General features: G+C 64.2%; 21 protein-coding genes. 8 read left to right on the top strand and 13 right to left on the bottom strand.

Translation table 11 applies throughout. The features are described from left to right. Nucleotide 1: 1 nt before the first annotated feature. Nucleotides 2–670 (bottom strand): phage shock protein PspA, encoded by a 669-nt coding sequence (gene pspA / locus AC3WJR_RS09930; protein WP_354282258.1) that lies wholly within the window; start codon nucleotides 668–670, stop codon nucleotides 2–4. A gap of 36 nt (nucleotides 671–706) precedes the next feature. Continuing rightward, nucleotides 707–856 carry a hypothetical protein gene (locus AC3WJR_RS09925; RefSeq protein ID WP_354282260.1) on the bottom strand — a complete coding sequence of 50 codons (150 nt, stop codon included), beginning with the start codon at nucleotides 854–856 and terminating at the stop codon, nucleotides 707–709. A gap of 157 nt (nucleotides 857–1013) precedes the next feature. Between AC3WJR_RS09925 and pspF the strand changes: the two genes are divergently transcribed. Both pspF and AC3WJR_RS09915 read left to right on the top strand, forming a co-directional pair. Further along, nucleotides 1014–2069: a phage shock protein operon transcriptional activator gene (gene pspF, locus AC3WJR_RS09920; protein WP_492724632.1), complete on the top strand. Its 1056-nt coding sequence runs from the start codon at nucleotides 1014–1016 to the stop codon at nucleotides 2067–2069. A gap of 73 nt (nucleotides 2070–2142) precedes the next feature. Further along, the gene (locus AC3WJR_RS09915) at nucleotides 2143–2754 is read left to right on the top strand and encodes a superoxide dismutase (protein WP_492724630.1); all 612 of its coding nucleotides are present in this window, start codon (nucleotides 2143–2145) and stop codon (nucleotides 2752–2754) included. Between the two features lie 442 nt (nucleotides 2755–3196). On the opposite strand, the gene AC3WJR_RS09910 is transcribed toward AC3WJR_RS09915, so the two are convergent. The 4 genes from AC3WJR_RS09910 to AC3WJR_RS09895 are packed head-to-tail and all read right to left on the bottom strand — an operon-like array spanning nucleotide 3197 to nucleotide 7753. Next, on the bottom strand, nucleotides 3197–3823 hold the full coding sequence (locus tag AC3WJR_RS09910; protein ID WP_492724628.1) for an inner membrane-spanning protein YciB: 627 nt from the start codon (nucleotides 3821–3823) through the stop codon (nucleotides 3197–3199). Beyond that, nucleotides 3820–4749: a signal recognition particle-docking protein FtsY gene (gene ftsY, locus AC3WJR_RS09905; RefSeq protein ID WP_492724626.1), complete on the bottom strand. Its 930-nt coding sequence runs from the start codon at nucleotides 4747–4749 to the stop codon at nucleotides 3820–3822. Before ftsY ends, AC3WJR_RS09910 begins: the two co-directional genes overlap by 4 nt. Continuing rightward, on the bottom strand, nucleotides 4746–6152 hold the full coding sequence (gene mtaB / locus AC3WJR_RS09900) for a tRNA (N(6)-L-threonylcarbamoyladenosine(37)-C(2))-methylthiotransferase MtaB (RefSeq protein WP_492724624.1): 1407 nt from the start codon (nucleotides 6150–6152) through the stop codon (nucleotides 4746–4748). The genes ftsY and mtaB overlap by 4 nt, the downstream gene beginning before the upstream one ends. Nucleotides 6153–6205: 53 nt before the next feature. Beyond that, the gene (locus tag AC3WJR_RS09895) at nucleotides 6206–7753 is read right to left on the bottom strand and encodes a putative bifunctional diguanylate cyclase/phosphodiesterase (RefSeq protein ID WP_492726098.1); all 1548 of its coding nucleotides are present in this window, start codon (nucleotides 7751–7753) and stop codon (nucleotides 6206–6208) included. 316 nt (nucleotides 7754–8069) lie between these two features. On the opposite strand from AC3WJR_RS09895, the gene ffh reads away from it, so the two are divergent. The 3 genes from ffh to rimM all read left to right on the top strand — a co-directional run bounded on the left by ffh (nucleotide 8070) and on the right by rimM (nucleotide 10584). Next, nucleotides 8070–9581 (top strand): signal recognition particle protein, encoded by a 1512-nt coding sequence (gene ffh, locus AC3WJR_RS09890; protein ID WP_492724622.1) that lies wholly within the window; start codon nucleotides 8070–8072, stop codon nucleotides 9579–9581. Nucleotides 9582–9643: 62 nt separating this feature from the next. Continuing rightward, nucleotides 9644–10108, top strand: a complete 465-nt coding sequence (gene rpsP, locus AC3WJR_RS09885; protein WP_354282276.1) for a 30S ribosomal protein S16 — start codon at nucleotides 9644–9646, stop codon at nucleotides 10106–10108. Further along, nucleotides 10108–10584 carry a ribosome maturation factor RimM gene (rimM, locus tag AC3WJR_RS09880; protein ID WP_492724620.1) on the top strand — a complete coding sequence of 159 codons (477 nt, stop codon included), beginning with the start codon at nucleotides 10108–10110 and terminating at the stop codon, nucleotides 10582–10584. Before rpsP ends, rimM begins: the two co-directional genes overlap by 1 nt. A 146-nt stretch (nucleotides 10585–10730) precedes the next feature. Here the strand turns inward: rimM and AC3WJR_RS09875 are convergent, their stop codons facing one another. Continuing rightward, on the bottom strand, nucleotides 10731–12545 hold the full coding sequence (locus AC3WJR_RS09875) for an ABC transporter transmembrane domain-containing protein (RefSeq protein ID WP_492724619.1): 1815 nt from the start codon (nucleotides 12543–12545) through the stop codon (nucleotides 10731–10733). A 152-nt stretch (nucleotides 12546–12697) separates the two neighbouring features. Here AC3WJR_RS09875 and AC3WJR_RS09870 point away from each other — a divergent pair, with 152 nt between their 5' ends. After that, a complete protein-coding gene (locus AC3WJR_RS09870; protein WP_492724617.1) occupies nucleotides 12698–13915 on the top strand; it encodes a polyhydroxyalkanoate depolymerase in 1218 nt (405 codons plus the stop codon). Between the two features lie 342 nt (nucleotides 13916–14257). On the opposite strand, the gene AC3WJR_RS09865 is transcribed toward AC3WJR_RS09870, so the two are convergent. From AC3WJR_RS09865 to AC3WJR_RS09855, 3 genes are all read right to left on the bottom strand, one after another. Further along, the gene (locus tag AC3WJR_RS09865; RefSeq protein WP_492724615.1) at nucleotides 14258–14737 is read right to left on the bottom strand and encodes a pyridoxamine 5'-phosphate oxidase family protein; all 480 of its coding nucleotides are present in this window, start codon (nucleotides 14735–14737) and stop codon (nucleotides 14258–14260) included. 110 nt (nucleotides 14738–14847) lie between these two features. Beyond that, a complete protein-coding gene (locus tag AC3WJR_RS09860; RefSeq protein WP_354282282.1) occupies nucleotides 14848–16026 on the bottom strand; it encodes an acetyl-CoA C-acyltransferase in 1179 nt (392 codons plus the stop codon). Between the two features lie 132 nt (nucleotides 16027–16158). Then, on the bottom strand, nucleotides 16159–16617 hold the full coding sequence (locus AC3WJR_RS09855) for a MaoC family dehydratase (RefSeq protein WP_354282284.1): 459 nt from the start codon (nucleotides 16615–16617) through the stop codon (nucleotides 16159–16161). A gap of 390 nt (nucleotides 16618–17007) precedes the next feature. On the opposite strand from AC3WJR_RS09855, the gene AC3WJR_RS09850 reads away from it, so the two are divergent. Continuing rightward, nucleotides 17008–17439: a GAF domain-containing protein gene (locus AC3WJR_RS09850; protein WP_492724612.1), complete on the top strand. Its 432-nt coding sequence runs from the start codon at nucleotides 17008–17010 to the stop codon at nucleotides 17437–17439. Between the two features lie 9 nt (nucleotides 17440–17448). On the opposite strand, the gene AC3WJR_RS09845 is transcribed toward AC3WJR_RS09850, so the two are convergent. From AC3WJR_RS09845 to AC3WJR_RS09835, 3 genes are all read right to left on the bottom strand, one after another. Beyond that, entirely contained in the window at nucleotides 17449–17742 is a 294-nt protein-coding gene (locus AC3WJR_RS09845; RefSeq protein WP_354282288.1) for a hypothetical protein, read from the bottom strand. A gap of 215 nt (nucleotides 17743–17957) precedes the next feature. Next, nucleotides 17958–19202 (bottom strand): mechanosensitive ion channel family protein, encoded by a 1245-nt coding sequence (locus tag AC3WJR_RS09840; protein WP_492724610.1) that lies wholly within the window; start codon nucleotides 19200–19202, stop codon nucleotides 17958–17960. A gap of 10 nt (nucleotides 19203–19212) precedes the next feature. Next, nucleotides 19213–20241, bottom strand: a complete 1029-nt coding sequence (locus AC3WJR_RS09835) for a DNA topoisomerase IB (protein WP_492724608.1) — start codon at nucleotides 20239–20241, stop codon at nucleotides 19213–19215. A 120-nt stretch (nucleotides 20242–20361) separates the two neighbouring features. On the opposite strand from AC3WJR_RS09835, the gene AC3WJR_RS09830 reads away from it, so the two are divergent. After that, the gene (locus AC3WJR_RS09830; protein WP_492724606.1) at nucleotides 20362–20943 is read left to right on the top strand and encodes a type 1 glutamine amidotransferase domain-containing protein; all 582 of its coding nucleotides are present in this window, start codon (nucleotides 20362–20364) and stop codon (nucleotides 20941–20943) included. The last annotated feature ends 17 nt before the right edge of the window (nucleotides 20944–20960 follow it).

The following is a 20960-nucleotide window of genomic DNA, read 5'->3' as shown; positions in this document are numbered from 1 at the left end:
CTCAGACGTCCTTGCTAACGCGGGCCTTCATCGCGGCGAGTTCGGCCTCAACCTTCTCGCTCGACTTGAGCTCGGCGATTTCTTCTTCGAGCGTCTTGGGCGGTGCGCCCATTCCGGCGACGTCGGCGCGGCCCTCGGCCATATCGACGCGGCGCTCCATGATCTCGAACCGGCTGAACGCATCCTGCATCCGTGGGCCGTTGTACATCTCGCGCAGCTTGAAGCGGTTCTGGGCAGTCTCGAAGCGGGTTGCGATCGAGTTTTGGCGCGTGCGGGCTTCGCGGAGCTTGCCGGTCAGCTTGGCGATGTCTTCCTCCGATCCGTGGAGCGATTCATCGAGCACTGCGATCTCGCCGTCGAGCTGCGCTGCCATGTCGGCGGCCTTCTGCTTCTCGACGAGGGCTGCCTTGGCGAGATCCTCGCGGCCTTTCGACAGCGCCAGCTCGGCCTTCTCGGTCCAGCTTTCCTGCAACGCGCCGAGTTTGCTGATGTGGCGGCGCATTTCCTTCTGGTCCGCGATCGTGCGGGCGGCGGAGGCGCGGACCTCAACCAGCGTTTCCTCCATCTCGAGGATGATCATGCGGATCATCTTCGAGGGGTCTTCGGCCTTGTCGAGCAAGTCGGTGAAGTTTGCGGCGATGATGTCTCGGGTGCGGCTGAAGATGCCCATTATGATACTCCTTGGGAAATTTCGGGAATGGCGGCGTCAGGCCTGATACGGGGCCGTTACCGTAGAAGAGGTCGCCATCGCGGGTCCGACCGTGCCGGCCAGTGCGACCGATCCGACGAGGACGGTGGCGACAAGCGCGACGAGCAGTTGGGGAAGCGAAGTGCGGTTCTTGTACTGGCTGTCCATTGTGGGTCTCCCTGTTTGTGTCCGGTGCCCCGTGGGGCGATGCCAGAAGCCTTGCAGGGACCGTGCCAAATCGAAAAACGCCGGAAATCCGTACCTTGCTAGAAGGTGAACGGAATGGCCCTTGCCAAGGCTTGGGACTTTACGCCAAGCCTTGGCAATGGAGCGAACCACACAGGTCATCGGGCAGTCAGGCGCGTTTCTCGACGCGCTCGAACTCGCGAGCCGCGCGGCGGCGCTCGACCGCCCGGTGCTCGTCATCGGTGAACGCGGGACGGGCAAGGAACTGGTCGCCGAACGCCTCCACCGCCTGTCACCACGCTGGGATCAGCCGCTCGTCATCATGAACTGCGCTGCGCTCCCCGAGACGCTGATTGAGGCCGAATTGTTCGGGCACGAGGCGGGCGCGTTTACCGGCGCGACCAAGGCGCGGGCAGGGCGGTTCGAGGAAGCGCATCGCGGCACGCTGTTCCTCGACGAGCTCGGCACGCTGTCGATGGCGGCGCAGGACCGGCTGCTGCGCGCGGTCGAATATGGCGAAGTGACGCGGATCGGGTCGTCGCGCCCGATGCGGGTCGACGTGCGGATCGTCGCGGCGACCAACGAACATTTGCCCGACAAGGTCAGCCGGCACCAGTTTCGCGCGGATCTGCTCGACCGGCTGAGTTTCGAGGTGGTGACGCTGCCGCCGCTCCGCGCGCGAGTCGACGACGTGATGGTGCTCGCCGAGCATTTCGGACGGCGGATGGCGGCGGAACTCAACCGCGACGGGTGGCCGGGGTTTACCCCTGCGGCCGAAGCGCAGTTGAAGGGCTATGACTGGCCCGGCAACGTGCGCGAGCTGCGCAACGTGGTCGAACGCGCGGTGTACCGCTCGGATGACGATACGCCGATCGACACGATCGTGTTCGATCCGTTCCAGTCGCCGCATCGCCCCGCCACCTCGCTGGCATCCGCCCCGCCGGTCGCACCGCACGTCGCAGCACCGGAACACGTCGACGCTCCGCCACCGCCTTGCGCAGACCCGGTCCAGCCGATGGATTACAAGGCGCGGCTCGCGCGGTTCGAATGCGAAATGCTGCAGACCGCGCTGGCGGAAAACCGGTTCAACCAGCGCGCGACCGCCGAGGCGCTGGGGCTGAGCTACGACCAGTTGCGCCACGCGTTGAAGCGTCACGGCCTGATTTCAGGCGCTTCTTCCGAATCGGTTGCGTAACGAGCGCGCCGGACCCATTTCGCCCAAGCGACGTTTGGGTGAGCGACCCCGTCATTATCAAAGGAGACGAGCCTTGGCTTTCGAACTTCCCCCGCTGCCTTATGCCTATGACGCGCTGGAGCCGACGATCTCGAAGGAGACGATGACGTTCCACCACGACAAGCATCACGCCGCTTACACCAACAAGCTCAACGAAGGCGTCGCCGCCGACCCCAAGCTGGCGGACAAGTCGATCGAGGAAATCCTCGGCATGATCTCGACGCTCCCGCCGCTGGTGCGCAACAATGGCGGCGGTTTCTGGAACCACGACTTCTTCTGGAAGATCATGGCACCGGCCGGCACGACGCAGCCTTCCGGCGCGCTCGCCGAGGCGATCGACGCGTATGGCGGCCTCGACAAGCTCAAGGAAGATTTCAACACCAAGGGTGCGGGCCAGTTCGGTTCGGGCTGGGCATGGGTGATCAAGGATTCGTCGGGCGCGCTCAAGGTCGTTTCGACGCCCAACCAGGACAATCCGCTGATGGACGATGCCAAGGACAAGGGCACCCCGATCCTCGGTAACGACGTGTGGGAGCACGCTTATTACCTGACGTACATGAACGACCGTCCGGGCTATCTGAAGGCTTGGTGGGATGTCGTGAACTGGGACGAGGCCGGCAAGCGGTTCGACGGCGCAACCGCCTGACGTGATTCTCGTGCAGTTGCGCGCAGTGCAATCGTGAAAGCGTATTTTTGCAGTTGCTCAAAGCCGTGCTGCACTGCACAAAGAGTGTGCCTTTCAGGCATCCTCTCCTAAAACTTTCACGGCCGGTCGAAAGACCGGCCTTTTTTTTGTTGGAACGCCTGTTATGGTGTGCGTGCTGTCGTAGCGCCGGACATAAAACAGAAACGCAGGACGAGGGACGCCGCCGGAAAGACCGGCAACGGCGAAACGATTGCCGGGGGATCGAGCAGAGTTTGCTCTCCCCCGCGGTTTCTTCTTAGTTTATTACTTCCTTCCCCGGCGAAGGCCGGGGCCCAGCAGCGAGACTGGAGTTTGCTGGCGCTTGCGCCCGGTTACCTCGCCCTTCGCTACTGGGCCCCGGCCTTCGCCGGGGAAGCGACGGCAGAAGAAATAGGCCCCCGAATCACTCGACCGGCGGGACCGGCGGCTCTTCCCCCATTTGGAAGCCGTGCTTCATCAGCATCGGTACGTTCGCAAAGGCGAAGATAAGCGTCAGGGGAATCACCCCCCACAGCTTGAACCCGAGCCAGAAGCTATAACTGAATTCGTGCCGCACCACTTCATTGAGCACCGCGAGGCACGCGAAGAACACTGCCCAGTTGATCGTCAGCTTGCGCCACCCGGTTTCGTTCAGTCCCGGATAGGCCGAATCGAGGAACAGGCTCAACAGCGGCCGTCCCGTCACCAGCCCGAACACTAGGATCGCCGACAGCATCGCGTAGATGACGGTCGGCTTGATCTGGATGAATTCCTTGCTGTGGAAATACAGCGTCAGCCCGCCGAACACGAGCACAAGCGTGCCTGTCATCCACAACATCGGCGAGATGCGTCCCGACTTGATCAGCGAATAGACCATCGCCGCAACGCTCGCGAGCATGAACGCGCCAGTGCCGGCGAGCAGCTTGACCGTGTCGAGCCCGGGGGTGAGGAAGTTGACGAGGAAGAAGATCGCGATCGGGCCGATGTCGACAGCAAGGCGTTGACCCGAACTGAGCGGGGGTTTGGAAGCGGAAGACAGGGGGGTGGTCATTTGCGGACCCCTTCCACGCCCGCGATGATCCGCGCAACCTCGTTCGCGTCGAACGGGCGCAGATCGCCCATGCCCTCTCCGATTCCGATCGCGTGGATCGGCAGGCCGTATTTCTCCGCCGCCGCGACGAGCACGCCGCCGCGCGCGGTGCCGTCGAGCTTGGTCATGACGAGGCCGGTAACACCAGCGGACTCTTTGAACACTTCGATCTGGTTGAGCGCGTTCTGCCCGGTGGTCGCATCGAGCACGAGCAACACGTCATGCGGCGACTCGACGTTGAGGCGGCCGAGCACGCGGCGGATCTTGGACAGTTCGTCCAACAGTTCGCGCTTGTTCTGGAGGCGCCCCGCGGTGTCGACGATCAGCACGTCGATGCCGGTTGCGGTCGCCTGCTTGACCGCTTCGTAGACGATCCCGGCTGCGTCGCCGCCTTCCTTGCCCGAGATGAGCGGGACGCCCGCGCGTTCCGCCCAGGTTGCAAGCTGCCCGATGGCGGCGGCGCGGAACGTGTCGCCCGCCGCGAGCATCACGCCGTAATCCTGTTCCTTGAGCAAATGCGCGAGCTTGGCGATCGTGGTCGTCTTGCCCGAGCCGTTGACGCCGATCACGAGGATGACGTGCGGGCGCGGGAAGCCGGTGATTTCGAGCGGGACCGCGACGGTGTCGAGCGACTTCTCGATTTCCTCGGCGACGACGAGGCGGATGCCGAGCTCCTCCATGTCGCGCTCGAACACGCCGGTCGACAGGCGGCGGCGGATCCGCGCGGCGGTCTCCGGGCCGAGATCGGACGCGATCAACGCTTCCTCGATCTCGTCCAGCGTCTTGGTATCGAGCGGCCCGGTGCCGAGACCGGCGAGGTTGCCGATCAGCCGGTCGGAGGTGCGCTTGAACCCGCCGAGGAGTTTGTCGTGCCAGCTTGGGGTCATGCGAGGGTCTCTTGTAAAAATGCTTGCTGCTGTGCCTGCTGGTTTTGCTTCCCCGGCGAAGGCCGGGGCCCAGGAGCGATGTCAGAGGTTGGTGAGGACGGCGCTTCGCTACCAGCGTCTCGCGACTGGGTCCCGGCCTTCGCCGGGGAAGCGAGAAGGGGGGAAGCGGTAGGGGAGGGAAGCGCGGTGGCGGTGAGCGTGTTCCCGTCGCTGCCGGTAATCCGCACGCGCTGGACCGTCCCGACCGCAAGCGGCTCGAACCGGGCTTCCGCAAAACTGCCGATATGCCCGCGGTCGCCCGGCCGCTCGACCAGCACGTCCTGCGTCGTGCCGATCATCCCCTGCAGCCACGCCGCCTTACGCACCGCCGCCGCCGCGCGCAGCAACGCCGCACGCCGTTTGCGCTCGGGCACCGGCACCGCAGGCATCCGCGCGGCAGGCGTGCCGTCGCGCTCGGAATAAGGGAAGATGTGCGCATGGACGATGTCGCAATCGTCGATCAGCGCGAGCGTGTCGGCGAACATCGCGTCATCCTCAGTCGGGAACCCCGCAATCAGGTCCGCGCCGATCGCGATCTCCGGCCGCGCGGTCTTGAGCCGGTCGACCAGCGCAACGCTGTCGGCGCGCGCATGGCGGCGCTTCATCCGCTTGAGGATCATATCGTTACCCGCCTGAAGCGAGAGATGGACATGCGGCATCACCCGCGCTTCCTGCGTCAGCAGGGCGAACAGGCGGTCGTCGATCTCGACCCCGTCGAGCGAGGACAGCCGCAATCGTTCCAGCGTCGGGACATGCCGCAGGATCCGCTCGACCAGCAACCCAAGCGTCGGGGCGCCTGGCAAGTCGGGGCCGTAGCTCGTCAGATCCACCCCGGTCAGCACGACCTCGCGGTGGCCGCCGTCGACCAGCGCCGCGACCTGATCGATCACCGCGCCCGCCGGGACGGAGCGGCTGTTGCCGCGCCCGTAAGGGATGACACAGAAGGTACAGCGATGGTCGCAGCCATTCTGCACCTCGACGAAGGCGCGCGCATGGGTGGCGAACACCGCGGACAATTGCGGGGCGGTCTCGCGCGCGGAGAGGATATCGCCGACCAGCAGTGTTTCGTCCGAAGCCCAGGCGGCGGGCGCGCGCTTCTCGATATTGCCGAGGACGCGGTCGACCTCGGGCATCGCCGCGAAGCTAGCCGGGTCGATCTGCGCGGCGCATCCCGTAACGACGATCTGCGCATCGGGGCGCTCGGCGCGCGCGCGCCGGATCGCCTTGCGCGTCTCGGCGACCGCGCCGTTGGTGACCGCACAACTGTTGACGACGATCGTGCCGGGACCGGCAAGCGTACGAATCGCCTCGCTTTCGGCGATGTTGAGACGGCAGCCGAGGCTGATGATCCGCGGTTCGGGCATGGCGGCGATCTAGGGGCGGTGGGGGGCGAAGTCCATGCGTCGTGCTGGTGCGCTCACGCGATACGGCGATGGTCCTTGCCCGGCACCGCGGCGATTCCTGCCGCAGGAGTCTGCAGCAGCCGGCGTTCGGCGAGCAGGCGACGGGTGTTCGCCACGCTGGTGGGCTGGCCGTACAGATAGCCTTGCCCCCGCGCGCAGCCGAGCGCGCGCAAGCGCTCCTCGATCCGCGCGTCTTCGATTCCCTCAGCGGTGATCGGCAGGTTGAGGCTGTCCCCAAGGCGCGTGATCGCGGTGACGATCGCGGTGCTCTCCGCGCTGCTTTCGATCGACATGATCAGGCTGCGGTCGATCTTGAGGTGGTCGAACGCGAGTGCCCGCAGATGCGCCAGCGCCGAAAAGCCCGTCCCGAAATCATCGAGCGCGAGCCGGACACCTTGGTTCTTGAGGCTGCCGACGATCGACTGGGTCAGCGCGAGATTGTCGAGCAGCGCGGCCTCGGTAATCTCGATCTCCAGCCGGTTGGCGGGAAAGCGCGTTTCGGTCAGCACCTTAATGACCTTCTGCGCCAACCATGCGTCGCGGAACTGGAGCGGCGAGAAATTGACGGAAAGCGACAGCCCCGCATCCCAGTCGCGCGCGGCATGGAACGCCTGGTTCATCAGCGACAACGACAATTCGCTGATCAGCCCGGTCTGTTCGGCGATCGGGATGAAGACGGCGGGCTCGATCAGGCCGCGAGCGGGATGTTCCCACCGCGCCAGAACCTCGAACCCGGTGATCCGCCCGGTCATGAGATCGATCTGCTGTTCGAAATAGGGGACGATCTCGCCGCGCGGGATCGCGTTGCGCAATTCGGTCTCGAGCGCGTTTCGGGCCTTGAGGTCGCGTTCCATCGACTGATCGAACCAGGCGAAGCGGTTTCGCCCGGCATTCTTCGCGGCATACATGGCGGTATCGGCCGAGCGCATCAGCGCATCAAAGCCAGCGCAACTAATGTCCGACCGGGCGATGCCGACCGAGGCGGAGATGTGGAGGTGCAGACCGTCGGCATGGAACGGGCGCGCAAGCCGCGTCACGATCGTGTCTGCAACGTCCTCGACTAGCGCAGGATGCGTGCGGTCGAACGGGAAGGCGCAGGCGAATTCATCCCCGCCGAGTCTAGCCGCAATCGCCGCGGGCGGCATCGCTTCGGCGATCTCGCGTGCGACTTCCTTCAACAGCGCATCGCCGGTCGCATGACCGTGCAGGTCGTTGACCATCTTGAAATGATCGAGGTCGAGCAGCAACAGCGCCATCGCCTTGGGGCGCCCGGCGGCATTGGCGAACATCATCGCGCCCGCTTCGGCCAGGCTGCGGCGGTTGAGGAATCCCGTCAGCGGATCCTTTGCGGCAAGCTGGTGCGCGCGTTCCTCCGCGGCGGTGCGGACGCCGACTTCGCGCAGCAAGTGACGATTGTGCCCCCATCCAACCAGGATCAACGCGATGTTGAGGAGCAGCGCGACCGCGAGGGCCTGGTCGGTATGCCCGCCGCTACCGAAATAATGCTGGACCGCATCGGACATGGCGGCGCTGCCGAGCGCGACGAACAGCAGGATCGCCATGATCGTGATCGCGCCGTTCAGCGATCCGGGCACCAACGACGCCCGGACGCCGTCGGCTTCTCCCTTTCGGGATCGTCTGTCGCGTCTCATCATTTAGGATCAACCTTCCGTGATCCGCACATCTCACGCGATACATGTACAGGTCGTTAAACTGGGATAGTTGCAGCGACGAACGCCTTGCGTTAAGAGACAGACCGATCGCTCCACCGTGAAGCGTGAAGGCTGTCCTGCGGGACTACGCCGGCCGACGAGGTTTCGTCCGCCGGCGCTCTTTGCGTTACGCGGCGAATGCGCTGAATTGGAAGGGTTTTTTCGGATGTTCGAGAGCCTGAGCGACCGTCTTGGCGGTGTGTTCGATCGGTTGCGGGGGCGCGGTGCGCTGACCGAGGCGGACGTGCGTTCGGCGATGCGCGAAGTCCGAGTCGCGTTGCTCGAGGCGGACGTCGCCTTGCCGGTGGCGCGCGATTTCGTCGATCGCGCGACCGAGCAGGCGGTCGGCCAGAACGTGCTGCGTTCGGTCACGCCGGGGCAGCAGGTCGTCAAGATCGTCAACGACGCTCTGGTCGAGATGCTGGGCGCGGAAGCGTCCGAGCTCGAACTCGACGTCTCGCCGCCCGCGATCATCATGATGGTCGGCCTGCAGGGGTCGGGCAAGACGACGACGACCGCCAAGATCGCGCTGCGCCTTGCCAAGCGGCAGGGCAAGAAGGTGCTGATGGCGTCCTTGGACGTCAACCGCCCGAACGCGCAGGAGCAGCTCGCTGTGCTCGGCACGCAGGCGGAGGTTTCGACCCTGCCGATCGTCGCGGGGCAGCAGCCGGTCGACATCGCGCGGCGCGCGGTGCAGGCGGCGAAGCTGCAGGGCTTCGACGTGCTGATGCTCGATACCGCGGGTCGTCTCCACGTCGACCAGGCGTTGATGGACGAAATGCGCGCGGTCGCCGAGGTGACCAAGCCGACCGAGATCCTGCTCGTCGTCGACTCGCTGACCGGGCAGGATGCGGTCAACGTTGCGCAGAACTTCTCGGATCAGGTGCCGCTGACCGGTGTCGTGCTGACCCGCATGGACGGCGATGCGCGCGGTGGTGCGGCGCTGTCGATGCGCGCGGTCACGGGGAAGCCGATCAAGTTCGCGGGCATGGGCGAGAAGCTCGACGCGCTCGAGGCGTTCGATCCCAAGCGTGTCGCGGGTCGCATCCTCGGCATGGGCGACGTCGTCGGGCTGGTCGAGCGCGCGGCGGAAGCGATTCAGGTCGAGGACGCCGAGAAGATGGCGGCCAAGCTCGCCAAGGGCGAGTTCGACCTCGACGATCTGCGCGCGCAACTCGGGCAGATGCGCCGCATGGGTGGCCTCGGCGCGCTCGCGGGGATGATTCCCGGCATGGCCAAGGCGAAGCAGGCGATGGCATCGGGCGCGATGGACGAGAAGATCCTCGTCCGCTTCGACGCGATGATCACGTCGATGACGCCCAAGGAGCGGCGCAAGCCCGAACTGCTCAACGCCAAGCGCAAGATCCGCGTCGCCAAGGGCTCCGGCACGACCGTGCAGGAGGTCAACAAGCTCCTGAAGATGCATCAGGAAATGGCGAACGCCATGAAGAAGATCAAAAAGATGGGCGGGCTGAAAGGCATGGCCAAGCTGTTTGGTGGTGGCGGCGGTGGCATGGGCGGGATGGGTGGTCCCGACGGTGGTGCTGGTGGCCTCGGCGGTCTCGGCGGGATCGATCCGTCCAAGATGTTCAGCGGCGGTGGCGGGGGCCTTCCCGGCCTCGGCGGCGGCCAGACGAAGCTCCCTCCGGGCTTCGAGAATTTGCTCAAGAAGAAGTGATCGCCATGCGGCCTTCAGCCGCTGGCAAAACCCAAGAACGACCAAGAAGGAAGTAGTTTACTATGGCAATCAGCATTCGTCTGTCGCGTGGCGGCTCCAAGAAGCGTCCGTACTACCGCATCGTCGTTGCAGACGCGCGCAGCCCGCGTGACGGCAAGTTCATCGAGAAGCTGGGCACCTACAACCCGCTCCTCGCCAAGGACGACGAGAAGCGCATCGTGCTCGACGCCGACCGCGCGAAGCATTGGCTGAGCGTCGGCGCGCAGCCGACCGATCGTGTCGCCCGCTTCCTCGACGTGGCCGGCATCCGGGAGCGCGCGGCGCGCACCAACCCGAACAAGGGCAAGCCCGGCGAGAAGGCAACCGAGCGTGCGGAAGAGCGTGAGAAGAAGCTCGCCGACGCCGAAGAGGCAAAGGCAGCAGCAGCGGCAGCCGCCGCTGAGGCCGCAGCTGCACCCGCGCCTGCCGAAGCAACCGAAGACGCGACCAACGAGGGCGAAAGCGCCTCGGCACCGGTCGAAGGCTGATGTCGGCCGACTCCCCCGTTACGCTTGCCGTCGTGATCGGCGCGCATGGGGTCACGGGGGAGGTGCGTCTCAAGGTCTTCACCGAAGACCTTGGGAAGTACAAACTGTTCAACGGCGGCGCGCTGACCCTCAAGTCGGTGCGCCCCGGCAGCAACGGCGCGATCGCACGGATCGCCGAAGTCACCGACCGCAACGCCGCCGAGGCGATGCGCGGGACCGAACTGACCGTGCCGCGCTCGGCGCTCCCGCCTTTGGAAGAGGGCGAATATTATCATGCCGATCTGCTCGGCCTGCCGGCGGTATCGCTGGAGGGTGAGGCGCTCGGCCATGTCGTCGCGATCGACGATTTCGGCGCGGGCGACGTGCTCGAGATCGAGCGCCCCGACAAGAAGCGCTTCATGATCCCGATGAACGCCGAGGCGGTTCCCGAGTGGAACGGCGAGCGCGTTGTCGTGGACGGGGCGTTCATCGTCTGAACCAAATGCGGGCGATCGGCGCGTAAGGCGCGGTAAAAGCCCTCCGTTCTCCTGCGAAAGCTGGAGTCCCGGGTTGCACGTGCCGTCCGCCGATGTTCTACTGGACCCTGGGTTCCTGCTTCCGCAGGAACACGGTGAGTCAGGACTTACGCTGCTTCGTTGAACTGCAGGCTGGCAAGCCGCGCGTAGAGCCCGTTCTGGCCGATCAGCGCGCCGTGCGATCCCTGCTCGACGATCTGCCCATCACGCATCACGATGATCCGCTTCGCCGCACGCACGGTTGCGAGACGGTGCGCGATGACGAGCGTGGTGCGGTGATCCATCAACCGTTCGAGCGCTTCCTGCACCAACCGTTCGCTCTCCGCATCCAGCGCACTGGTCGCCTCGTCGAGCAGCAGGATCGGTGCATCGCGCAGCAAAGCACGCGCGATCGCGACGCGCTGACGCTGCCCGCCGGACAGGCGTGCACCGCTTTCGCCAAGGAACGTGTCGAGCCCTTCGGGGAGCTTGCGCAGGAATTCGGCGGCGTTGGCGGCCTCGGCAGCGGCCCACAGTTCGTCGTCGTGCGCGCTCCAGCGACCGTAGCGCAGATTGTCGCGCGCGGTCGCGCCGAAAATCACGGTTTCCTGCGGCACCATCGCGATGCGCGCGCGGACTTCGGCAGGGTCGGCGTCGCGCAGGTCGACGCCGTCGATCCGCACCGCGCCCGCATCGGGATCGTAGAAGCGCTGGATCAGCTGGAACAGCGTGGTCTTGCCTGCTCCCGAAGGGCCGACGATCGCCACGGTCTCTCCGCTCGCAATGTCGAGCGAGAAGTCGTGCAACGCAGCGACGTCCTGCCGGGTGGGATAGCGGAACTCGACGTGATCGAACGTCAGCGTCCCGCGCGCCGGGGTCGGCAGCACCGCGGGTGCCGTTGGCGCGGCGATCTCGGGTTCCTCGTTGAGCAGTTCGGCAAGCCGCTCGGCGGCACCCGAGGCGCGCAGCAGGTCGCCGTAGACTTCGGTCAGCGCGCCGAACGCGCCCGTCACCAACCCCGCCGTGAAGATGAACGCGGTCAGCGCACCACCCGTGAGCCGACCGGCGGACACGTCCGCAAGCGTCGTCCACATCAGCAGCGTCACCGCGCCGAAGATCAGCCCGATCACCAGCGCGGTCATGACCGCGCGGATGCGGATCCGCCGTTTGGCGGCGGCGAAGCTGCGCTCTACGGCGCCGGCGAATCGTTCGGTTTCGCGCTGTTCCTGGCCGAACGCCTGGACGATCTTCATCGCGCCGAACGTCTCAACCGCCATCGCGCCGATATCGGCAATACGATCCTGGCTGGAGCGAGAATAGGCCTGGACGCGGCGCCCGAGCAACACGATCGGCAAGACCATCACCGGGATACCGAGGAGCAGCAGCCCGGCGAGCTTGGGGGCCAGCGCGAACAGCGAGATAATCCCGCCAATGCCGGTAATGACGTTGCGCAAAGCGACCGAGACGGTGGTGCCGACGGCGTTCTCGATCTGCGCGGTGTCGGAGGTCAGACGCGACGCAACTTCGGAGGGGCGGTTCTCCTCAAACCAGCGCGGCGCGAGCCGGAGCAGGTTCGCCTGCACCGCCGTGCGAATGTCCGCGACGGTGCGCTCGCCCAGCCACGACACGAAGTAGAAGCGGACCGCGGTGGCGATCGCCAGCACGGCGACGAGCCCGAACAGTCCGTAGAAGACGCGATCGATATGCTCTGCGCTGCCGCCGGTACTGAAGCCACGGTCGATCACCGACTTGAAGGTCCACGGAATATAGAGCGTGGTCGCTGACGTCGTCAGCAACGCGAGCAGCGCGATCGACAGTTGAGCCGGATACCGCGAGCCATAGTGCCAGATCATCAGCAGATTGCTGAGCTTCCGCCGGCTGGGTGGGCTGGTGTCGCTTGCCGTGAGGCTGGGCGGGGTAGCGGCTTGGACGGGGTCTGCCATGCCGAACGCCTAGCAGGGACGGGCAGGCGCCTCAATCGGGCGCGCATCGTATTCCGTGGTCGCGCGTATAAGCCATATGCATCAGGCGTCCGTTCGTCGCACGGCCGCATATGATGATAGAATCGTAAGCCCGGTATGCTAGAAGGCCGCCCATGCTGTACAATGCCTATGAAATCCAGAAATCCATGCTCGCCGGGGCGAGCGCGATGGCCGACTTCAGTGCTGGCTGGCTGAGCAACCCGTCCAACCCGTTCGCCTATTTCGGCGGCGGCGCGGTGATGGGATCGGCGCTCGAGGTGTTCGCGCACGCGGCCGCACCGCGTGGCAAGCCCGAGTTCGGGCTCGATACGACGCAAATCGACGGCGCGACCGTTGCAGTCCGCGAAGAGATCATCGCGCGCAAGCCGTTCGGCCAGCTCAAGCGGTTCGTCCGTGAAGGCGTCGAGACAGGCCCGAAGCTGTTGATCGTCGCGCCGATGTCGGGGCATTACGCCACGCTGCTGCGCGGCACGGTCGAGCGGATGCTCCCGGTGGCGGACGTGTACATCACCGACTGGCGTGATGCGAAGCTGGTGCCGCTGTCTGACGGCAAGTTTGATCTGGACGATTACATCGATTATCTGATCGAGTTTCTCGAGGCGATCGGGCCGGGTGCGCACATGCTGGCGGTGTGCCAGCCTTCGGTGCCCTGCTACGCCGCCGCCTGCGTGATGAGCGCGGACAAGAACCCGTGCCGTCCCAAGACGCTGACGATGATGGGTGGGCCGGTCGACACGCGCGAAGCGCCGACGTCGGTCAACACGCTCGCCACCGAACGCCCGCACAGCTGGTTCAGCCAGAACGTCATTGCGACGATTCCCGCGATGCATCCGGGTGCGGGCCGCAAGGTGTATCCGGGGTTCTTGCAGCTGGCCGGCTTCATGTCGATGAACCTCGGCAGCCACATGATGTCGCATTACGAGATGTTCAAACATCTGGTGGAGGGCGCGGATCTCGAAGCCGACGCGACCAAGCGCTTCTACGAGGAATATCGCTCGGTCTGCGACATGACCGCGGAATTCTATCTCCAGACGATCGACGTGGTGTTCCAGGACCATTCGCTCCCCAAGGGGACGATGCTCCATCGCGGTCGCCCGGTTGATCCGGGCGCGATCACCGACATCGCGATCCTCGCGATAGAGGGCGAGAAGGACGATATTTCGGGGCTTGGGCAGACGCGTGCTGCGCTGACGATCGCGACTAATCTGCCGGACGAGAAGAAGCGCTATTATATGGCCGAGGAAGCCGGGCATTACGGCATTTTCAACGGTTCGAAGTGGCGCAACAAGGTCGCGCCGGTCGTTGAGGAGTGGATGAAGGCGCACGGCTAAGGCCGTTTGGCACGTTGCCGTTACGTGGTTCGCGACCTTGAACGTGTTTCAACGGTCATAACGGTGCGAGTCCGACCTGCGTTTTTTGTCAGTGCACGCAAAGCTTGAGAAAATGATGCTGGGGTAGCGTCGTCAGTCCTCTCTCCCTTCCCCGGCGAAGGCCGGGGCCCAGTAGCGAAACGTTTGAAGACGACGCGCTACTCTTCGTTACCTAGACTTCCTCGACTGGGCCCCGGCCTTCGCCGGGGAAGTGCACTATTAGGCATGGCGCACCGGTCGAGATCGGTTTTCGCTGGATCCCGGTCTGCTGCCGGGATCCAACGAGGTCAAATAAAATACCGGTTACGCGGCGGTCGTGCTGACCTTGGCGTGGCTGCTGCTCTCGTCCGCGGTGATCGTGCCGCCGAACAGCATCTTGACGCGACCCGTCAGCGAAATGTCGGTTTCCCACAATTCGGCGCTGTCTATGTCCATCCGCAGCAGCGCGAGATTGGGGTCTTCCTTACCTTCGGGGAACCATGCCTCGACCTGCTTGCTCCACAGCTTGTCGATCATGGCCTTGTCGTTGTCTTGGCGGATCGTGCCGGCCATGCAGGCGAAATAGTCATGCCCCTTGGACACGAACTGCGCCATCACCTTGCCGCCATCGGCCAGGCGGTTATCCTTCCCCGTGAAGAAGAACAAAGTGTCGACCAGATCCTTGTCGAGCTGCGCCATCAGCGGCTCGCTGTGCGACGATCCGTCGGCCTTGCCCACCATGAGGTAGGGGCTGTCGGCCATCTTCTTCCACAGCGTCTCTTTGATTTCGTGGGTGTCGGCCATTGGGGTTCTCCTGATTTGGTAAAGGGAGAACCGCGAACCGCGAAGTTGGTTGCCGAGCGAAACAACAACCCGTCCGCCGCGCCCATCGGATGGACGCGGCGGCAGTGGATTCAGAGGACTTCGAACAGACCGGCGGCACCCTGGCCGCCACCGATGCACATGGTGACGACGACGTACTTTGCGCCTCGGCGCTTGCCCTCGATCAGCGCGTGGCCGGTCGCGCGCGCGCCGGTCATGCCGTAGGGGTGGCCGATCGAGATCGCGCCGCCCGAGACGTTGAGCAGCTCATCGGGAATGCCGAGCTTGTCGCGGCAATACAGCACCTGCACTGCGAACGCTTCGTTGAGCTCCCACAGGCCGATGTCGTCCATCTTGAGGTTGAAGCGCTCGAGCAGCTTGGGAATCGCGAAGACCGGGCCGATGCCCATCTCGTCGGGCTCGGTGCCCGCCACCGCCATGCCGACATAACGGCCAAGCGGGGTGAGGCCGCGCTTCGAGGCGAGCGACTCTTCCATCAGCACCGAGGCGGACGACCCGTCCGACAGCTGGCTGGCGTTGCCCGCGGTCACGTTCATCCCCGGACCCATGACGGGCTGGAGCGACTGGAGGCCTTCGAGCGTCGTCTCGGGGCGGTTGCCTTCGTCCTTGGAGAGCGTGACCTCCTTGTGCGTGACTTCCTTAGTTTCCTTGTTCGTCACCGCCATCGTCGCGGTGACGGGGACGATCTCCTGATCGTAATAACCAGCAGCCTGCGCGGCGGCAGTACGCTGCTGCGACTTGAGCGCATATTCGTCGCACGCTTCGCGGCTGATGTTATAGCGCTTGGCGACGACTTCCGCCGTGCCAAGCATCGCCATGTACACGTCCTTGTGCATCGCGATCAGCTCGGGGTCGGGCGCGAGCCGCATCTGCGGGGTCTGGACGAGGCTGATGCTCTCCACGCCGCCACCGATGGTGACGTCCATGTTGTCGGTGATGATCTGCTTGGCGGCGGTGGCGATCGCCATCAGGCCGCTGGCGCACTGGCGATCGACCGACATGCCCGGCACGGTGACGGGGAGCCCCGCGCGGAGCAGCGAGGTGCGTGCGATGTTGCCGGCCTGATGCCCCTGCTGAAGTGCGCAGCCGAAGACGACGTCATCGACCATCCCGCCGTCGATCCCGGCGCGCTCGACCGCGGCCTTGATCGCATGGCTGGCGAGGGTTGGGGCAGGGGTGTTGTTAAATGCACCGCGATAGGCGCGGCCGATCGGGGTGCGGGCGGTGGAAACGATGACGGCTGAACGCATCGGGCTTCTCCTTCTGTAAGCCCCTCCCCTTCAGGGGAGGGGTTGGGGTGGGGACGTGGGATGGAGGCAGCCGGTATGTTCGCGGCACGGCCCCACCCCAACCCCTCCCCCGAGGGGAGGGGCTTTCTAGATTCAAACGAAGATCTGCGACATCCACTCCGCGATCATCGCGGGCTTCTGCTCGCCTTCGATCTCGACCGTGAATTCGTTGGTCTGCTGCCACTGACCGGGGCGCTTCTCGATCAGCTCGAGCAACTTGAACCGCCCGCGCACGCGCTTGCCGGAGCGGACCGGCTGGAGGAAGCGGACTTTGTTGCCGCCGTAATTGATCCCCATCTTGACGCCCTCGATCTGGACCGCGTCGATGATCTTGGAGGACAGCAGCGGCATCAGCGACAGCGTGAGGAAGCCATGCGCGATCGTTCCGCCGAACGGCGTCATCGCCGCCATCTGCGGATTGACGTGGATGAACTGATGGTCGCCCGTGGCGTCGGCGAATTTGTCGATCATCTCCTGGCTCACCTCGACCCAGTCGGACACCTGTTCGCTGCCGATACGGGTCGCCAGTTCCTGGATGGTTATCGTCGTCACGGCATTCCCCTGAAAGCGGCATTTTGGTGCGGTATCGAGCGGGAGATGGCACCAGCCGACACGTCATGCAAGCATCGTGGAAACCCGCAACCGGAAGGATACGCACGCCGTAGCGTTAATCGGCGGAAATCGAGCGGCGAGTCGACCAAAGGGCGCGGACCCGATGTTCGAAAACCGCGTATTGCGATGATTCGGAAAATACGTAGGGTGGTGAAGAAATACCTAAAACTGACCCTATTTCGACGAAGGAATGTCACAGAAAATAGTCAATAGGAATGAAACCCTTCTTTAGACGGATGGCGTCCGTGACGGATCGCTGCATAGCCCCTCCTACATTCTTCCAACAAACGTTTGCAGATCATGGTGGGGCAATTCGAGATGCGAGTAGCTATGAAACAGCGGCCGGACGACAGGGGTGACATGTACGTGGTGCGCGACATGCGCGCAGACGACCGGGGGGCGTCGACGGCGGCACTACTGGACGATCTGGCGCACTTGACGATGCGCGCGTTGCAGGTCCCCGTCGCGCTGATCGTGGTCGATGGTGGCGTGAACGGCTGGACGACCCGCAAGGTTGGCACCGCAGTCGATACCGCCAGCGGCGTTGCCGCAAGCATCGAGGCATCCGATCTGGCCGCACTGGCCAACCCTATCTTCGCGGAAGCGCACGGTTTCGCATTCTACGTCGCGACGCCGCTCCGCGACGCGTTCGGTATCCGATTCGGCACCTTAGCGGTCCTGAGCGAGCAGACCCGCACCGTCTGCGAGGAGGATCTCACGACGCTCCGCAAGATGGCAGAGATCGTCGAACGCTTAGTCTGACGCGATCGGTCAGAGATCGTTGGTCGCCGTGACCCCCTTCCGGGTCAGGATGGCATCGCGTGCTGTCGGCTCGTCCCCGGTCCCGATCAGGAAGAATTCGACTGACAACATTCCCTCGTCGATCAGCGCCTGGACGATCCGAACGAACGCCCTGCTTTCGGGGGAAAACTCGTTGCCCAATTGCGTCGGGGACAGGTTGACCGGATTGGGCCAGCTTTTCCGGAGATACGAGAGCGCGGCCTGATTGAGCCGCACCTCGATGTTGTCCGGATCGTCATGGACCCACTGCAAAGCCAATATCATCGCCCCTAATACATTGGCGTCGTGCTAAAATCCCGTTAGACATCGGTCCGGGATGATCCCAAGCGCTCTAAGTATACAGGCAAAATATAGGTCAAGAACGGTTTAAACGCCAGTCTCGAAGAGTCCGTTTCAGACGGTGGTGCAGTAACGACGTACTATCTAATCCGAATGGTGTAGACTTGTTGACCGTCTCCCCGATGTCGGCACTGGCATGGTTAACGCTCCGTTCCATCCTCATCGACGGCGGAAGTGTTTGGTGTTGCGCCCGTTCCCTGGCGACGATCGGATGGTCGTGCATTCCGCGCTGTGTCACCGGCGGGTGCGACGGCACCCGGGCGGGGGTCGGGTTCGGCCGGGGGATTGAGGAAAGTGGTCTGGGTCGGATAGGCGAGCGCGATCCCTTCGTCGTTCAACCGTCGCACGATGGCGAGACCGAGCGTGTGCCGCGCGTCGTAGAAATCCTGGAACGCCGCGCTCGGGGAGTCGAACTGGACGTCGAAGTCGTAACTGTTGGCACCAAAGCCGGTGAAGCCGCAGCGGACGAACTTCATTCCATTCGCTTCGATCAGGTCCTTGAGCATCGATGGCAAGGCCTCCATCGTATCGATCGGGGTCCATTGGACGACCCCGAGCGTGAACACCACGCGACGGTAATCTCGCGAACTGTTGTTGATGATTTCCTTTTCGAGCAATTGCTTGTTTGCGACGACCCGTTCCTCGCCCGTGACGCCGCGGATGCGTGTCGACTTGAGCCCGATCGCTTCGACGGTCCCTGCGGACGAATCATAGCTTATCGCATCGCCGCGCCGGAACGGGCGATCGAAAATAATCGCGAGCGCCGCGAACAGATCGGCGAAAATGCCTTGCGCGGCGAGACCGATCGCGATGCCGCTGACGCCCAGACCTGCGACCAGCCCGGTAACGTTCACCCCGAGATTGTCGAGCACCACGATCAACGCGATCGCGAACACCGCGAAGCTGACGAGCAAGCGGATGATCCCCATCGCGCTCCCGATCGCTTCGCCGGTGTAATGTTCGCCGTGAGTACGGTGCTCGATCGCACCGAGGATCAACTCGCGTGCCCAGATCGCCGCCTGGAACACGGCCGAGATCGTGAACAGGAAGTTCACGACGCGCGTCACCTCGGCGGGCGGGTTGGCGAACCCGATCACCAGTTTGGCGGCGAGAATCAGGATGAAGAGGTTCCCGGTCCGTGTCACTGCCTTGCCAATGACGATGCCCCAGCCGCCCAACTGCCCCTCGCGCTGGCACAGGCGTCGGCCCATCCGGCGCGCGAAGTGCAGCGCGATCACGATCGCGGCACCGGCCGCGAACGACACGAGCAGTTGCAGCCAGTAATCCCCGATCCAGTCGAGCGTCGTCTTGACGAGGCCCTGGACCTGGCTGTTGACGTCGCGCACGCGGATCGGCGGCAGGATTGCCGCTTGCTTGTTGCTCATGGATTTACCTTCAGGCTGCGCCGACGAGAACGGGGGCGTCGGCGGTGACCGCGCCGTTCTCCAGAAATGCGATCAGGCCGCGTTCGGTGCGGCTGAGATATTGGGTCGACCGCGGCAGGCGCAAACCGACACGAAATGCGCTCTGGCCGTCCTTAACCAGCGCCAGAACGGCAGGATGCACGTAGGATTTGCGCGCAATCGCGGGCGTATTGCCAAGCGCCTCGCATACCGGCTCGAGCATCGTCTTCAGGCTGATGTCCTGTTTCGCTTGCGCCAACGCTTCGAACGCAAGGACGCTCGCACTCCATGTGCGAAAATGTTTCGCCGTGAAATCGCTGCCCATCGCATCGCGAATGTAGGCGTTGACGTCGGACGAACTGACCGGGTGGCAGCAGCCCTCGGCGTCGACCCAGCGGAACAGATGCTGACCCGGAAGATCCTGGCAACGCTTGACGAACCGGCTGAGCGACCCGTCGGTGATCGTCAGCATCCGCATCTTGCCCGACTTGGCCTTGAATTGCAGCTTGAGCGATTGTCCCTTCAGCGCGGCATGGCGCTTGCGCAGCGTTGTCGCCCCGAAGCTCTTGTTCGACTTCACATAGCCTTCGTTGCCGATGCGGACCTTGCCAAGATCAAGCAGCCGGACGACCGCGGCCACCGCCATGTCCTTGTCGAGCCCGCGTCGTTTCAGGTCAGCCTCGACCCGCGCCCGCAGCTTCGGCAAAGCGTAACCGAACGGTGCGCAGAGTTCGTACTTGGCGGCTTCCTGCGTTTCGCGGAAACCGACGTGATAGCGATATTGCTTGCGACCCTTTTCGTCCCACCCGACCGCCTGGATGTGCCCGTTCGGGGAGGGGCAGAACCACGCGTCGCGATAAGCAGGGGGCAGGCCGATCGCGTTCAGCCGTTCAATTTCCGCGCGATCGGTAATGCGGATGCCGTCGGCGTCATAATAGCCCCAGCCATGTCGCATCTTGCGCCGCGTAATGCCGGGGTCGCTGTCGTCGTGATAGGAGATGGCCGGAGTCTGGTGCGACATTGTCCGGGATGAATGCACGGCTGGGCGCATCGTTCCGGAACAGCCGCCCCGCCTCACGGGTTGAGCAGCGCGAGCCCCTAAAGGCTCCACCCCCCGATCTTTTACGTACCGGAGACTATCATGGCCGAGCTATCGCAAGCGCACGTGCTCATCATCGCGACCGACGGTTTCGAACAGGCCGAACTGTTCGAGCCGCGCAAGGCGTTGCTCGATGCGGGCGTCAAGGTCACGCTGGCGTCGATCAAGACCGATCCCATCCAGGGCATGGTGTTCGACGACAAGGGCGACACGATCACCCCGGACACGACGCTCGACGAAGTCGATACCGAGGACTTCACCGCGTTGTTGCTGCCGGGCGGCGTCGGCAATCCGGACAAGTTGCGGATGAACGATCGCGCGGTCGAGATCGTCGAGGAGTTCGCCGACGATGGCAAGCTGATCGCGGCGATCTGTCATGCACCGTGGTTGCTGATCGAAGCCGATGTGGTCGATGGCCGCCGGATGACGAGTTGGCCGTCGCTCCGCGTCGATCTGGCGAATGCCGGCGCCGAAGTGGTCGACGAGGAAGTCGTCCGCGACGGTCCGTTCATCACCAGCCGCAAGCCCGATGACATCCCGGCATTCAACAAGGCGATCCTGGCGGCGCTGCAGGAAGACCTCGACGATCAAGAAGCGGACGAGGACGACACCGAGGAGGCATGAGTGCCCGGACGGGCTCG

The organism is Sphingomonas sp. FW306-05-A (assembly GCF_058782275.1).
Note: the sequence above shows the minus strand (reverse complement) of the source record. Positions and strands in the feature narration are given on the sequence as shown.